General features: G+C 59.3%; 13 protein-coding genes. 9 read left to right on the top strand and 4 right to left on the bottom strand.

What is annotated here, in order from left to right; translation table 11 throughout:
* Positions 1 to 4: 4 nt before the first annotated feature.
* Complete coding sequence (locus SERAS12_RS11740) at positions 5 to 1,030, top strand: SDR family oxidoreductase (RefSeq protein ID WP_013812857.1); 1,026 nt, start codon at positions 5 to 7, stop codon at positions 1,028 to 1,030.
* Between the two features lie 157 nt (positions 1,031 to 1,187).
* On the opposite strand, the gene SERAS12_RS11735 is transcribed toward SERAS12_RS11740, so the two are convergent.
* Positions 1,188 to 2,276, bottom strand: coding sequence for an oxidoreductase (locus tag SERAS12_RS11735; protein ID WP_013812856.1), 1,089 nt, complete (start codon positions 2,274 to 2,276; stop codon positions 1,188 to 1,190).
* A 222-nt stretch (positions 2,277 to 2,498) separates the two neighbouring features.
* Between SERAS12_RS11735 and SERAS12_RS11730 the strand changes: the two genes are divergently transcribed.
* The 4 genes from SERAS12_RS11730 (at position 2,499) to SERAS12_RS11715 (ending at position 5,869) form a co-directional block, all read left to right on the top strand.
* Positions 2,499 to 3,572: a sugar ABC transporter substrate-binding protein gene (locus SERAS12_RS11730; protein WP_013812855.1), complete on the top strand. Its 1,074-nt coding sequence runs from the start codon at positions 2,499 to 2,501 to the stop codon at positions 3,570 to 3,572.
* 9 nt (positions 3,573 to 3,581) lie between these two features.
* Entirely contained in the window at positions 3,582 to 4,829 is a 1,248-nt protein-coding gene (locus SERAS12_RS11725; RefSeq protein WP_013812854.1) for an LVIVD repeat-containing protein, read from the top strand.
* An 84-nt stretch (positions 4,830 to 4,913) separates the two neighbouring features.
* Positions 4,914 to 5,315 (top strand): VOC family protein, encoded by a 402-nt coding sequence (locus SERAS12_RS11720; protein WP_013812853.1) that lies wholly within the window; start codon positions 4,914 to 4,916, stop codon positions 5,313 to 5,315.
* A complete protein-coding gene (locus SERAS12_RS11715) occupies positions 5,312 to 5,869 on the top strand; it encodes a dihydrofolate reductase family protein (protein ID WP_013812852.1) in 558 nt (185 codons plus the stop codon). Before SERAS12_RS11720 ends, SERAS12_RS11715 begins: the two co-directional genes overlap by 4 nt.
* On the opposite strand, the gene SERAS12_RS11710 is transcribed toward SERAS12_RS11715, so the two are convergent.
* Entirely contained in the window at positions 5,844 to 7,259 is a 1,416-nt protein-coding gene (locus SERAS12_RS11710; protein ID WP_013812851.1) for an MFS transporter, read from the bottom strand. The two genes, SERAS12_RS11715 and SERAS12_RS11710, sit on opposite strands and share 26 nt — an antisense overlap.
* A 328-nt stretch (positions 7,260 to 7,587) precedes the next feature.
* Between SERAS12_RS11710 and SERAS12_RS11705 the strand changes: the two genes are divergently transcribed.
* Positions 7,588 to 7,998, top strand: coding sequence for an Exc2 family lipoprotein (locus tag SERAS12_RS11705; RefSeq protein WP_013812850.1), 411 nt, complete (start codon positions 7,588 to 7,590; stop codon positions 7,996 to 7,998).
* Between the two features lie 99 nt (positions 7,999 to 8,097).
* On the opposite strand, the gene SERAS12_RS11700 is transcribed toward SERAS12_RS11705, so the two are convergent.
* Together SERAS12_RS11700 and SERAS12_RS11695 are read right to left on the bottom strand one after the other, a co-directional pair.
* Positions 8,098 to 9,276 carry an MFS transporter gene (locus SERAS12_RS11700; protein WP_013812849.1) on the bottom strand — a complete coding sequence of 393 codons (1,179 nt, stop codon included), beginning with the start codon at positions 9,274 to 9,276 and terminating at the stop codon, positions 8,098 to 8,100.
* Complete coding sequence (locus tag SERAS12_RS11695; RefSeq protein WP_013812848.1) at positions 9,276 to 10,433, bottom strand: serine hydrolase; 1,158 nt, start codon at positions 10,431 to 10,433, stop codon at positions 9,276 to 9,278. The genes SERAS12_RS11700 and SERAS12_RS11695 overlap by 1 nt, the downstream gene beginning before the upstream one ends.
* Before the next feature lie 122 nt (positions 10,434 to 10,555).
* Between SERAS12_RS11695 and SERAS12_RS11690 the strand changes: the two genes are divergently transcribed.
* From SERAS12_RS11690 to SERAS12_RS11680, 3 genes are all read left to right on the top strand, one after another.
* Positions 10,556 to 11,443: a LysR family transcriptional regulator gene (locus SERAS12_RS11690; RefSeq protein ID WP_013812847.1), complete on the top strand. Its 888-nt coding sequence runs from the start codon at positions 10,556 to 10,558 to the stop codon at positions 11,441 to 11,443.
* Between the two features lie 229 nt (positions 11,444 to 11,672).
* Positions 11,673 to 12,992 carry an MmgE/PrpD family protein gene (locus tag SERAS12_RS11685; protein WP_013812846.1) on the top strand — a complete coding sequence of 440 codons (1,320 nt, stop codon included), beginning with the start codon at positions 11,673 to 11,675 and terminating at the stop codon, positions 12,990 to 12,992.
* A 17-nt stretch (positions 12,993 to 13,009) separates the two neighbouring features.
* Positions 13,010 to 14,347: an LLM class flavin-dependent oxidoreductase gene (locus tag SERAS12_RS11680; protein WP_013812845.1), complete on the top strand. Its 1,338-nt coding sequence runs from the start codon at positions 13,010 to 13,012 to the stop codon at positions 14,345 to 14,347.
* Positions 14,348 to 14,358 lie beyond the last annotated feature (11 nt).

Raw genomic sequence — 14,358 nt, 5'->3', positions numbered from 1 at the left:
TTTAATGATGATGAACATGAAAACGGCTTTTGTCACCGGTGCCACCGGGCTGCTCGGCAATAACCTGGTCAGAGAGTTGATTGCAAAAGGCTGCCACGTCAAAGCACTGGTACGCTCGATGGAAAAAGGCCGCCGGCAGTTCGGTTCCGTCGAAGGCGTCGAGCTGATTGCCGGTGATATGACCGATGTGGCCGCCTTTGCCGCGCATCTGCAAGGCTGTGACGTACTGTTTCATACCGCCGCGTATTTTCGTGACAACTACAAGGGCGGCAGCCACTGGCCCGAACTGAAAGCGATCAACGTCGACGGCACGGAACGTCTGCTGGAGCAGGCATACCGTGCGGGCATACGCCGTTTTGTTCATACCTCCTCCATTGCGGTGCTCAACGGTGAACCGGGCATGCCGATAGACGAAACCTGTCTGCGTCGTTCGGAGGATGCCGATGATTATTACCGCAGTAAAATTCTGGCTGACGAGGTGGTACTGGCGTTTCTGCAAAGCCACCCCGATATGAACGGCAGCCTGGTCCTGCCGGGCTGGATGTGGGGCCCCGCCGATCTTGGCCCCACCTCTTCCGGCCAGTTGGCCAATGACGTGATGAACGGCAAATTGCCGGGCCTGGTGCCGGGCAGCTTTTCAGTGGTTGACGCGCGAGATGTGGCGTTAGCGATGATCCTGGCGGCCGAACGCGGCAAACGCGCAGAACGCTATCTGGCTGCGGGACGACATATGACCATGCAGCAACTGGTGCCGCTGCTGGGCAAAATAGCCGGGGTTCAAACGCCAAAGCGTACCTTGCCACTACCGCTGCTCTATATCATCGCCGCGCTGCAAGAAGTTTACGCCCGCCTCAGCGGCAAGCCGGTCTTGCTCAGTTTGGCGACGGTGCGTTTGATGGTCAAAGAGGCCAACCGTTCCCATTTCAATCATGCCAAAAGCGAACGGGAACTGGGCCTGACATTCCGGCCGGTAGAACAAACGATCGGCGATACGGTAGCCTGGTTGCGTAATAACGCCGCTGAAAGCTAATCGAACCGGGGAAAACCCTTTCCCCGGTTTAGTTCAGTACCGCCACACCCCGAACCTGAGACAGGTGGGGTAATACCGTTGAACGCATATACGCGCGATACGAGACTCCATGGACGGATTCACGGCGTTCACCTGTAGCACTCTTAGGCGCGGCTATTTAGGCGGCTTGCGCTTCCACATAGCTCAGCGCAGAACGCAATGTGGCCTCGCTGAGCGCTATCGGCAGCAAATGAATCGACTCACCCTGCTGCAACGTGCGTGCTATCAGGCGCCGAACCTGCTCGTCATCGTGAATGTCCACCGCCAATGCTGCCAGGCTTACCGGCAGATCCAACCGCCGGTAAAGCGCGATTAACTGCGTCACGGTTTCCCACTGCTCCAGCAAGGCACTTTGCACCAAGATGCCATAGGCTACCTTGGTGCCATGCAGGAAGGCATCGGTCTGCGGCAAGGCGGTCAGGCCGTTATGCACCGCATGCGCCGCCGCAATGCGGGTGTAACGATCCCCCAACCCGCCCACCAGGCCGCCACCGGCGATAATCGCCTCCAGCACGTTGAGGAAAGGTGGGCTCAATTGCCCGTGCGCCAGCGCCTGCAACGCCGCTTCGCTTTCGGTGAGCAGCACGTCGCGCAGGGTCAGCGCAGTATTGAGGCCCAGTTGCACGGTTAACGGCAAGCGTTCCGGTTGCGGGCTGAGCACCGCCGCTTCGTACCATTTCGCCAGCGTATCGCCAATGCCCGCCAGTAAATACGCCTTCGGCGCACGCAGGATAATTTCCGGCTCCACCAGGACCAGATGGTTTGCATCGTTGAAAATTTCATAACGCAGCGCCTGCCCCTGATCGTTATACCAGACCGAAAGCGGCGTCCAGGCGGCGCAGGTTGCGGCAATGGTCGGGATCGCCACCACCGGCAGCCCCAGCCGGCGCGCCACCACTTTGGCGGTATCGAGCACTGCGCCGCCGCCAAGGCCAATCACCACCTGCCGATCCGCCCCCGCCTGTTGCACGATGCTTTGCACCGTGCTTTCGCTGCAATGGCTGTTGAACAACACCTTGCGGGCTTCGGGTGCATCAAACACCGCAGGTAGCCAGGGTTTGGCGGCCGCCAGCGCACGCTCGCCATAAATCCACAGCGCGTTATCCAGTTGCTGCGGCGAATAAAACTGCGCCAATCGGTCAATCGCACCGGGGAAAGCAAAATAGTTGGCGGGGCCGGCGACCACGCGAATGTGGGTATCACTCATGCTCAAGTCCTTATTTTGTTTGCTGTTGCCATCATAGAGACGGGAAAGCCGATGACTAATACTGTTTTGCATTAGCTTATGATTTTTCGTTCATTGTCATCCGCCCGGCCGCCGTGGAAACTGGCTGCCTCAATTCATGCCGGTAAAAAAAACCATTCCAATGGTGACGATGAATTGTCCTCCCGTTTTTTAATGATGCTTAACCACGCAGGGTAAAACTTAATGAAACTGTTCAACACCTCATTACTGGCGTTAAGCCTGTTCGCCGTGTTTCCCGCTGTCTCCGCCCCCACTGCCGCACCGGTTCCTGCGGCGATCGCCAACCATCAGGGCCCGATCCGCATTGCGGTGATCCGCAATCTGGGCTCGGACGACAATACCACGCAGTTCGTCACCGGGGCGGTGCAGGAAGGCCGCAAACTGGGATTTCAGGTCAACACTTTCCTGACCAACGGCGACGACGCCAAATTCCAGGACTTCGTCAATCAGGCGATCAGCCAAAAATACGACGGCATTATTCTGTCGCAGGGGCGCGATCCATACTCAACCGCCCTGCTCAAGCGCATTGCCGACAGCGGTATTGCGGTGGCGGCCTTTGATACCGCGGTTCAGGGCGACATCCCGAGCGTTACCGTCAGCCAGCAGGACGACGCATCATTAACCGATCTCTCCTTCGGTCAACTGGTGAAAGACTTCGACGGCAAAGCCAACATCGTCAAACTCTGGGTTGCGGGTTTCCCGCCGATGGAACGGCGCCAGGCGCAGTACCAGAAACTGCTGCGCGACCAACCCGGCATCAAAGAGCTTGAGTCTATCGGCGCGGTGTCTTCCGACGTTCAGGGCGATACGGCCAACAAGATCGGCGCGATCCTGGCCAAGTACCCCAAAGGCAAAATCGACGCCATCTGGGGAACCTGGGACGCCTTTAGCCAGGGCGCGTACAAAGCGTTGCAGGAAAATGGCCGCACCGAAATCAAACTCTACAGCATTGATATCTCGAACCAGGATCTGGCACTGATGCGCGCCAAGGGCAGCGCCTGGAAGCTCAGCGTGGCGGTCGATCCCAAGTTGATCGGCGCCGTTAACCTGCGTCTGGTGGCCAACAAAATCGCCGGCGAGAAAACCCCGGCAACCTATGAGTTTAAGGCCGCCGCCATTCCGCAAGCGCTGCTGCTGAGCCACCCGGAGGCCACCAATGTCGCCTCGCTGGCCAAGGTGATCCCTGGTTGGGGCAAATCGGACGATTTCGTTGCGCCGTGGTTCGCCACGCTTGAAGCGCAACAGGCTAAAAAATAAGGAAGGTTAATGGCATCGCACCCGCTTCCCCACCCCGAGTACAGCCGCAACATGCGGCTGATTGGCCACAGCAACCAGGGCGGACGGCCCGATGGCGTGCAGGTGATGGTTCACCGGGGCTACGCCTACATCGGCCATATGGTGTCGCAGGGGTTTTCCATCGTCGACGTGCGCGATGCGAAAAACCCGCGCGCCGTCGGCTTTGTCCCTGCCCCGCCCGGCACCTGGAACGTGCATTTGCAGGCGCATGACGATTTGCTGTTGGTGATCAACGCCCGTGACCTGTTTGCCGACGCCCGTTTTGCCGACGAAAAGGTGTATTACACCCGCGCCATCAGCCAGACGGTGTCAGGCAACGACGCCCGCGGCTGGAGCGCCGGGGTGCGTATTTTCGATATCTCTACGCCGGAGCAACCGCAGGAAATCGGTTTTCTGGCGCTGGAGGGCATCGGCGTGCACCGCATCTGGTATGTCGGTGGCCGATGGGCGTACGTTTCCGCCCTGATTGACGGCTACAGCGACTATATTTTCCTGACTGTCGATCTGGCGGATCCGCGCAACCCGCAAATCGCCGGGCGTTGGTGGTTGCCGGGCATGCACAGCGCCGGAGGCGAAACGCCCACCTGGCCGGAGGGCAAACGCTATGCCCTGCACCATGCCATTATCAGCGGTGACACCGCTTACGCCAGTTGGCGCGACGGCGGGCTGACGCTGTTGGATATCCGCGATCGCAACCAACCGCAGCTTATCGCCCACCGCAACTGGAGCCCGCCCTTTGGCGGCGGCACCCACACCGCGTTGCCGCTGCCGGAACGGGATCTGCTGGTGGTGCTGGATGAGGCGGTGCTCGACAACCAGGAGGACGGCGAAAAGCTGATCTGGCTGTTTGATATCCGCGAACCGGCCAACCCGATAAGCATCGCCACCTTTCCGCAGCCAGATGAACGGGATTACGTCAGCAAGGGCGCGCACTTCGGGCCGCATAATCTGCATGAGAACCGCCCCGGCAGCTTTGTCAGCTCGACGCTGATTTTTGCCACCTATCAAAATGCCGGCGTCCGCGTCTACGACATCAGCAACCCTTATCAGCCGAAAGAAACCGGCGCGCTGGTGCCTGCTGCGCCGCAGACCATGATGGATAAACGCCCGGGCCGCCCGCAGGTGATCCAATCCTGCGACGTGTTTGTCGACGCCCAGGGCATTATCTACAGCACGGATTACAACGGCGGTCTGTCTATTATCGAGTATCTGGGGTAAGCATTAGCCGGCGCAATGTCGGCTTTTTGTCGATTTGGGATAGTATGAATGAACAGACAATGTACCCCAGAGCAAGGAGAAGAGATGTTTAGCCATATCACCGTAGGCGTCAGCAATCTGGACAAGGCCGCAGAATTTTACGATGCCATTTTGCTGCCGCTAGGGTTAACACAACGTCCGGTAACGCCCGATGGCGGCCCAGCCGCGCGTTGCTGGATCAAACCGGGGCTGACCTTGCCGCGATTTTACGCTTACGAGCCGTATAACGGTCAACCCGCCAGCGTCGGCAATGGCAGCATGGTGGCATTCACCGCCGACAATGAGAATCAAGTGCTGGCAGCCTATGCAGCAGGCCTGGCGGCCGGCGGCAGCGCCGAGGGTGAACCCGGTGAGCGCGCGAATTACGGCAAAGGTTACTTTGGCGCTTACCTGCGTGACCCGGACGGCAACAAGATTCATCTGGCCTATCGCGGGGACTTGCTTTGATAAAATGTTCGGTATACATCGCCACCAGCGTGGATGGTTTTATCGCCAGAGCCGACGGCGATATCGATTGGCTATTGCGGCCTGAATACGCCGTATCGCTGCTCAACGGGCTGAGCTTCGAGGAATTTATTGCCGACGTCGACGCGTTGGTGATGGGCCGCAATACCTATGAAAAGGTGAGCGCTTTCCCCGAATGGCCTTATGGCGCCTTGCCGGTGATCGTTTTGTCGTCACGCGCGCTCGACATCCCGCCCCACCTGCAAAACAACGTAAGGCGGGAGGCTGGCGCACCTGAGGCCATCGTCGCCCGGTTGGCGAATGAAGGATACCGACATTTGTATATCGATGGCGGCAATTGCGTGCAGCGTTTCCTGCAGGCCGGGTTGATTAACGAACTGACCATTACGCGCGTTCCGCTGTTATTGGGCTCCGGCATACCGCTGTTTGGTGCCGTGGGTGCAGAACAACAGCTGCGCCTGATCGCCGCGACGCATTCCGACAATGGATTTGTGCAGGAACGTTACGCCGTCAGCGCGCCGAATAGCGAACCCTAAGCGCCCGGCCGCCGAGGGCAATGCCCAACGCAGCCAGTGCCAGCAACGCCGCCGCTCCGTAGGTGAAATGCATACCGGCGGTCACGGCGGCAGCCTCGGCGGTGTTGATATCTGCCGTGTTCGAGGCAAACATAAACAGTGCGCCCATGGCAGAGGCACCGGTGATCAACCCAAGGTTGCGCGACAGGTTTATCATGCCGGAAATCAGCCCGCGTCGCTCGGGGGTAGCGTCTTTAAGCAGCGCGGTATTATTGGCGACCTGAAACAACGCATAACCAAGGGTGATCACGCAAAGCGGCGGCACGTACCCCAAGACTCCTTGCCTTATCGACATCATCGACATGACACCGGCGCCGGTGGCCAGGATAACCAAACCCACGGCCGTCATCTTTTGCGCACCCAGTTTGTCCACTAACCGGCCGGCCGGCACGCCGACCACCGCAGCGGTAATCGGCCCTGCCGACATCGCTAACCCCGCCTGCTCCACCGCCAGCCCCAGACCGTGCGTCAGGTAAAACGGCCCCACCACCAGCGTGGTCATCATCACCGCCATCACCAGCAGACTCATCATTAGCCCGGCACTCAGCCCCGGCTGACGGAACATAGCCAGGTGAATCAAAGGCGATACCGTGCTGTTCTCCACCCAAACAAACAACCCGATCCCCAATGCGGCACACAGCAGCAGAACCAGATTAAGCCAACCGAAATCGCCGCGCCCCAGCGTCATGGAGAGCGCATAACTGGCCAGCGTCAGTCCAAGCAACAAGGTACCGGGGTAATCAAACCTGGCCCGTTCCTTTTGCGGTTCATGAACCGGGGTCGGCAGGTAACGGTAAGCAAGAATAAACGCCAGCAGGCCCACCGGCAGATTGATCAGGAACATCGCCCGCCAACCAAAACCAAAAATCAGCGCGCCCCCCAGCGAAGGCCCGAGCGCAGTCCCGATAGCGGACATAGTACCGAGCAGCCCCATCGCCCGACCGGTGTTGTCTTTACCCAGGGTCTCGCCCACCAACGCCATGGTCATCGCCATCATGACTGCCGCCCCCAGCCCCTGAGCGATCCTTGCTGCGAACAGTAACCCGATGTTCGGCGCAAGCGCGCACAGCGCAGACGCAAAGGTAAACAGCGCGATCCCCACCAGCAGCAACCGCCGCCTGCCGATCCTGTCGCCCAGACGACCCAAAGCGATAACTGAGGTGGTGATGGCCAGCAGATAGGCGATCACCACCCACTGTACAGCCTGGAATGAGGTGTTGAACGCCTGTACCAGCGTGGGCAAACCGACGTTGGCGATGCTGGTACCCAGCGACGAGAGCAGCATCGAAAGGGAAAGGCTGATGAGGATCCACCTTGGGTCTGCGCCGCCGGATTTAACTGTAAACTTCATGTTGCTGACTCCTGAAAGAACCTGTCAGCAGCCTATGCCATCGCCTGACAAGGCGGAAGACGCAGCGAATGCAGTTTATTAGTGCATCAGACGCCATCCATGGGGTGTGATAACCAGGGCTGGGCATACGCGTTATATTTCCCGGAAACAATTCCTTCCCGGATATAATTAGCGAGCTATAAAACAGACTAGCAACAGAATAATAACTCAAATAAATAGAGCAACGTTGCAATTAACTGCCGACCTTTATTTATTGACGGAAATAAAAGGGTTCTGTTAGCATTATTTTGTATTCTCGCTCTATTTGAAATTATCAAAAGGAAAGGTAATGGAATGCAATAAAAGAGTGAATGCCAGTGCGTTGGCATTGGGTTGCCTCATGCTGGCCGCATGCGCAGCAAAAAGCCCCGCCGAAAAACACGCCTCTCACTATATTTACCAAATCTCAAACGAAAACGATTCGCAAATCAGGACGTTGGTTCATGACAGTATCAAGGCCAGCACACCGACGTTTGATCAGTTCTACCAGCAGGGAAAATGCGACCGCAACGCCCATTTATCCCTGGCAGAGGCTAAAACAAAAGCCGATTACTTATCCAGTGAACAATTTAAAAGCAAACTGGAGCTTAATAACATCGTCTTGAATAAAACCTACAAAATTGATTCTAATCAAAAGATTTATACTGCATTTATGAAAGAAGCCACGGGCGCTTACTGGGATGGTTATAACGGTTTATAACTTGCCCTCTAATCTCGAAAAATTAATCGCCACCGTATTTTTTGACAGTGGCGATTAGTGATTTACCCAGTCTCCCGACTCACGGCGCAATAACCATGATCAAACCATACCTTCACTCACCACGGTCGCTTCCCGCGGCGGGTAAAGCCCGACCTTAACCGCAATCGTCACCACCGCCAGCGCAGCGAACAGCCCACCGCAGAGAATACTGCCCTGCAGGCCCAACGCATCGATAAACCAACCGCTGACCACCGAACCGATCGCCACGCCCAAATTGATAAAAGCGATATACAGCCCGGTGGCAAATTCAGGTGCCTGTGGCGCTTCGGATGTCAGCCAGATCTGGGTCACGATCAGGCCGCTGGTGTGCGCCGCCCCCCAGAACAGGCAGAGCGCGATCATCGGCCCCGTCTGCGCGCTGCCGTAGCGATACAGCAGCAGATAAGCGACCGCCAGCACTATCGGGTGCAGCAAAGTGGTCGCGACCCGATTGCGGTTCAGCAACTTACCCGCCAACAGATTGCCTGCGACCCCGCCTGCGCCAAAAATCACCAGCAGGATGCCCACCATCGGCTCGCGAATGGCGGTTTGTCGGCTCAGGTATTCGGTGGCATAGGCATAAACGGAGAACATGGCGGCGAAAATCAGCACGCAGGCGGCGATATTCAGCCACAGCGCGCCGCTGCGCAGTATCGCCAGCTGTTTGCCGTAGCTGAGCCTTTGCGTGGCGGCGTCGGGCAGGCGGAAAAATAAGCCGACGCCCGCCAGCAGGTTAACCAACGCGCAGAACAGAAAAGAGGCTTCATAGCTGAACTGACCGGCGATCCAGTGAGTCAGCGGGATCCCCAGCACCATGCCCATGCTGGTGCCGACAAACGCGTAAGCGGTCGCCCGGGTTGCCTGCTGTTTCGGGTACAACGACGCCGCCGCCACCATCGCCAGCGAAAAATAAATCGGGTGGAACAGCGCCGGCAGAATGCGCAAGATCATCAGGGTGCTGAAACTGGCCGCATAGGCCGACAGCACGCTGACCAACGAGAACACGGCCAACGAAATCAACAGCATTCGCTTGCGGTTGAAGCGCGAAGCCAGCAGCACCAGCAGCGGCCCCAGCAAGGCGATGGTCACGGCAAACAGGCCGACCAGCCACCCGGCCTGCGAGGTTGAAACCCCGTAGCGCGCAATGATCAGCGGCAAAATGCCCACCACGCCAAACTCAATGCAGTAAACGCCGAACAGCCCCAGCGCGATGAAAAAAATCGGCGGCAGGATCTTCATTATGGTTCTCCCAACCCGTCATACACCGCCTGGCACAGCTCGCTGACAAACGCCCCCGCCATCCCCTCGAGCGCCGTATTGGTGAAGGCCACCACGCTGAGTTGGCGCGCGGGATCGACAAACCAGGAATGGCCGTAGGTGCCGCCCATGCGCCAGGTGCCGATCGATTCCGGCGTCTGCGCCGCCTGCGGATCTTTCAGCAGGGTGATCCCCAGACCAAAGCCGCGCCCCGGCCAGAATGGCATCGGCAGATCGCCTATCTGGTTGCTGGTCATCGCCGTTACCCACTCCGTTGGCAGCAGCGGCGCGCCGCCTTGACGCAAGGTTTCCAACAGCCGCAAGAAATCCTCGGCGGAGCCCACCATGCCTGCGCCGCCGGAGGCATAAGCGTGACCATCTAACGCCCGCGCCGGGGACAGATTAAAACCGGCCGTGTCGTCGATAAAAGGCAAACGATCGGGTTGTTGCAACGGCCGGGGTTCGGGGTGGTGGTTGGCGTAAGCCGCCGTCAACCGCTGCGCATCCGTGGCGGTAAAGCCGGTGTCGTGCATCGCCAGCGGCCCGGTCACCAACTGCGCCACCGCCTCCGCTAACGGCAAGCCGCTGGCCTGCTCGATCACGGCACCCAGCACGTCGGTAGCAATCGAATAGCGCCACTCGGTTCCCGGCGCCGCCAACAGCGGGGCCGAAGCGATACGCCGCAGGTTCTCTTCCAGACTGAGCCGGTCATCATCCATACCGTCGGAGACGCCCGCCTGAGCATAGAACCCCTGTTCCGGCTGGAAAAACCGGTAGCTCAACCCGGCGGTGTGGGTCATCAGATGACGCACCGTCATTGGCGGTTCGCGTCCGTCGGCGGTTCGCGGTCGGAATGCCGGCAACCAGCGCGTCACCGGGTCCTCCAGCCCCAAACGCCCTTGCGCCATTAACACCAGTGCGGCCGTGGAAACGATAGGTTTGGATACCGAGGCCAGTCGGAACAGCGCGTTGGCAGCCATTGGCTTGCCGGCCTCTCGGTCCGCCATGCCCGCCGCACGGCGATAAACCCCTTCACCGCCCTGCGCCACCAACACCACCGCTCCAACCAGTCGTTTGTCCTCCAGCGCCAGATCAATGGCCTTATCAATAGCCTGGGTAGCCAGCTTGTATTCACTCATGGGTCACACTCCAGTAGACAGTCAATTTCTGTAGCTACCGAGAATAGAGTGTGGCGATTAACGGAAAAACAGGCTAGATTTCCCTTCATACTGGACACTAGCGTCCGCAATAGGGAGAGGACATGGATAATCTGGCAGGCGTTTCGGCCTTTGTTCAGTCAGCCGAAACGCTCAGTTTTGTCGAGGCAGGCCGCGTGCTGGGTGTCTCCGCTTCGGCCATCGGCAAAAGCATCGCCCGCCTGGAGGCGCGCCTGGGCGTGCGCCTGTTTCACCGCAGCACCCGCAGCATGACGCTGACGGCGGAAGGCACACTTTTCTTGCAGCGCTGCCAGCGGATCCTCGGCGAAATGGCGGCGGCGGAGCAGGAACTGAGCGATACCCGCAGTGCGCCGCGCGGTAAATTGCGCGTCAGTTTGCCCCTGGTGGGCAGCCTGCTGAATCCGGTGCTGGCGGAATTTATCCGCCAATATCCGCAGATTGAGCTGGAGGTGGATTTTTCCGATCGCCGGGTTGAGGTGATTGAGGAAGGCTTTGACGCGGTGATCCGCGTCGGAGAAACCGAAGATTCCCGCCTAATGAGCCGCCAATTGGGCACCTTCCACCTGCAACTGGTGGCGGCCCCCGACTATTTGCGTCAGGCGGGTATCCCGCAACAGCCGACCGATCTGCGCCAACACGCCTGCCTGCTGTATAAATTCCCCACCACCGGAAAAGTCGAAAGCTGGCCGGTGGCGGACTGGGACAAAATCCTCGGCGAGGGTCTGCGTGCCAGCGTGGTGTGCAATACCGTCGATACGTTGATTTATCTGGCGGAACAGGGCCAGGGCATCGCCTGCCTGCCCGACTTCGCCGTGCAGCAGGCGCTGGCCGGGCAACGGTTGCAGCAGGTTCTCGGCGAACACAGCCACCATACCGGCAGCTTTAAAATTCTCTGGCCCTCCAGCAAGCACCTGGCTCCCCGACTGCGGGTGTTTATCGATCTGCTGAGCGAACGGTTGTTTCCGGCTTAATGGCGCAGCGCAGCTTAAGAACAATTCCGGCTTTGCTTTGCACAAAATCAGCTAAGCCAGCAACGACAGTGCCTGCCGGCGCGCTTCACCGCATTAGCTTCTTTCTATGATATTCCATTTTGAAATATGAAAGTCCCGTTCGTTCTTTCGGGGCGAGAAAAATCACCACACAATAAAACCTGAATCGCAGGCCGGCTCATAACCGCATAAAAAATCAGGGTTTATATTCTTGTCATCGCTCATAACCGCTCAATTTACCCGTCTGGTGCTGGATACCCAGCCTGATGATCTCGCGCTGTCAGCCGCCCGTCGCGGCTTGATGGACTACTTCGCCTGCGCATTGCCGATCGTCCATGGCGCACTGAACGATTCCGGGCTGGCGGCGGTGAAATCGGTGTTCCCGCCGATCGGTGCTGAGAACCGTGCCTTGTATTTTGGCTACGTCAGCCACTCGCTGGATTTCGACGATTACCACCCTGCGCTTCGCGGCCACCCGACCACGGTGGTGCTCTCTGCCTTGCTGGCGCTGACCGGCGACCGCGACGATGCCGCCGCGCTGTTAACCGCCTATGCGATCGGCGTAGAAGCCGCCGGGCGATTGGGGCTGGCGGCCGGAACCCAGCATTATCAGCTGGGTTTCCACAGCACCGCGACTCTGGGCGCGGTAGCCGCCAGTGCAGCCGCCGCACGCTATTTAGGATTAACCCCGCACCAGACGCAGATTGCACTCGGCCTGGCCGCCACCCAGGCCGCCGGGCTGCGCAGCCAGTTCGGTTCTGCCGCCAAACCGCTGCACGCCGGATTGGCGGCGCGCGCGGCAGTCAATGCCGTGCTGCTGGCGAAGGCGGGCTTTGCCGGCCAACCGGAAGGCGTGATTGACAGCCTGTTCAGTTCTCACGGTGACGGCCGGCAACGGCCGGATCTGTTGACCGCTGACTGGGGCGCGCCGTGGCGCATCCTGCAACCCGGCCTGGAGTTTAAACGTTACCCAACCTGCGGCGGCACCCACAGCGCGGCCGAAGCCGCCTTCGCCCTGCGTGAATGCTTGCTCGAACAAGGTATTACCGCCGACGACATGCCTGCCGCCATCAGCCGCATTCAGGTCAGTTTTCCGCCCGGCGCGGATACCGCTCCCCATATTCGCCGCCCGGTAAATGGCGTCGAAGCACGTTTCAGCCTGGAATATGTGATCGCCGATGCGCTGTACAGCGGTGCCGTGCCGCTGATGCATTACGGTGAAAACCCCGTTGACCCGATTATTGCCGCGCTGGCGGCGCGGGTGGAACGCCATGCCGACCTTACAGCCCCGCCTGATGAGTGGGATCCGGAACTGCGTTTCCACCGCGTGACGCTGACGCTGCACGACGGTCGCCAATTTAGTGACATTGTCACCAGGAAACAAACCGCCGCCCGCCCAACGGACGTCGAAGCCAAGCTGCGCAACATCCTGCAACTGCTGCCGCAATTGGATGGCGACCGCGTGGTTCGCGACTGCGCACTGACGCAGCCCGGCGCGCCGGCACGGTTAATTGCGTTATTAAATCAATAATAAATAGAGGACTAATTATGAGTACTTCACCTTCAACACCATCGCGTCAATTACGTCTCGGCCTGTTTGTTCAAGCCCTGGGGCACCATGTCGGCGGCTGGCGCGCAGAAGGCGCCAGCGGATCACCGACCGATATCGACTGGTTCACCTGGATCGCCAAAAAAGCCGAAGAAGGCACCTTTGACATGTTCTTCGTCGGCGACGCGCTGGCCACCAGCGTACACCGTTTACCTTCGACGATGTCGCGTCTGGAGCCGCTGACCTTGCTGGCGGCGCTGGCGGTCAACACTCGCCACATCGGGCTGGCGGCCACCGCCTCCACCACCTTCGACCAACCCTTCCATCTGGCGCGCGCCATGGCGTCCATCGACCATATCAGCCACGGCCGTGCCGCCTGGAACGTGGTGACGTCCTTTTCCAGCGATGCGGCGCGCAACTTCAGCCGTGACGATCTGCCTTCGCACGCCGAGCGCTATGAAGTGGCGCGCGAGTTCCTCGAAGCCAGCTACAAGCTGTGGGACGGCTGGGAAGAAGACGCCATCGTGCGTGACAAACAACAGGGTATTTACGCCATCGACGACAAAATTCACGCGGCCAACCACAAGGGTAAACACTTCTCGGTGCAGGGGCCGCTGAATATTTCGCGTTCCCCACAGGGGCGCCCGGTGATTATCGAAGCCGGCTCCTCACCGGCCGGGCAGCAGTTGGCGGCGGAAACCGCCGAGGTGGTGTTTACCGCCGCCGCCACGCTGGAGGAAGGCCAGGCGTTTTACCGCAGCCAGAAAAAGTACGTGGCCGAGGCCGGCCGTAACCCGGACCACCTGCTGATCCTGCCGGGCGTGATGCCGATTATCGGCCGCACCAAGGCAGAAGCGCAGGAGACCTGGTATCAGTTGAATCAGTTAGTGGATATCGATAACGGCATCGAGCAGCTTTCCGCCCGCTTCGGTTTCGATCTGAGCGGCTACCCGCTGGATGGCCCGGTGCCGGACGTTGGCGCAACCGAAGGCGGCCAAAGCCGGGTGAAACTGCTGACCGATCTGGCCGCGCGGGAAAACCTGACGCTGCGGGAACTGGCTGCGGTAGCGGCAGGCTCGCGCGGACACCGCGTGGTGGTCGGCACCGCCGAAGAGATCGCCGATGACTTCCAACTGTGGCTGGAACAGCAAGGCGCCGACGGCTTTAACATCATGCCCGCCGTGCTGCCAAATCAGCTGGAGCTGTTCGTCGAACTGGTCATACCGGAGCTGCGCCGCCGTGGCCTGTTCCGTGAGGAATATCACTATTCAACCCTGCGTGAAAACCTGGGCCTGCCGGAACCGGCAATCAACTTCGCCAACGTAAAATCGGCTTAATCTGCAGGGGA

The sequence above is a fragment of the Serratia sp. AS12 genome (assembly GCF_000214195.1).
GTDB lineage: Bacteria > Pseudomonadota > Gammaproteobacteria > Enterobacterales > Enterobacteriaceae > Serratia > Serratia plymuthica.
Note: the sequence above shows the minus strand (reverse complement) of the source record. Positions and strands in the feature narration are given on the sequence as shown.

Bases quoted from the DNA above. Each gene is read 5' to 3' on its own strand.
- SERAS12_RS11740 (WP_013812857.1), top strand. From the start codon at position 5: ATGATGATGAACATGAAAACGGCTTTTGTCACCGGTGCCACCGGGCTG.
- SERAS12_RS11735 (WP_013812856.1), bottom strand. From the start codon at position 2,276: ATGAGTGATACCCACATTCGCGTGGTCGCCGGCCCCGCCAACTATTTT.
- SERAS12_RS11730 (WP_013812855.1), top strand. From the start codon at position 2,499: ATGAAACTGTTCAACACCTCATTACTGGCGTTAAGCCTGTTCGCCGTG.
- SERAS12_RS11725 (WP_013812854.1), top strand. From the start codon at position 3,582: ATGGCATCGCACCCGCTTCCCCACCCCGAGTACAGCCGCAACATGCGG.
- SERAS12_RS11720 (WP_013812853.1), top strand. From the start codon at position 4,914: ATGTTTAGCCATATCACCGTAGGCGTCAGCAATCTGGACAAGGCCGCA.
- SERAS12_RS11710 (WP_013812851.1), bottom strand. From the start codon at position 7,259: ATGAAGTTTACAGTTAAATCCGGCGGCGCAGACCCAAGGTGGATCCTC.
- SERAS12_RS11705 (WP_013812850.1), top strand. From the start codon at position 7,588: ATGGAATGCAATAAAAGAGTGAATGCCAGTGCGTTGGCATTGGGTTGC.
- SERAS12_RS11700 (WP_013812849.1), bottom strand. From the start codon at position 9,276: ATGAAGATCCTGCCGCCGATTTTTTTCATCGCGCTGGGGCTGTTCGGC.
- SERAS12_RS11695 (WP_013812848.1), bottom strand. From the start codon at position 10,433: ATGAGTGAATACAAGCTGGCTACCCAGGCTATTGATAAGGCCATTGAT.
- SERAS12_RS11690 (WP_013812847.1), top strand. From the start codon at position 10,556: ATGGATAATCTGGCAGGCGTTTCGGCCTTTGTTCAGTCAGCCGAAACG.
- SERAS12_RS11680 (WP_013812845.1), top strand. From the start codon at position 13,010: ATGAGTACTTCACCTTCAACACCATCGCGTCAATTACGTCTCGGCCTG.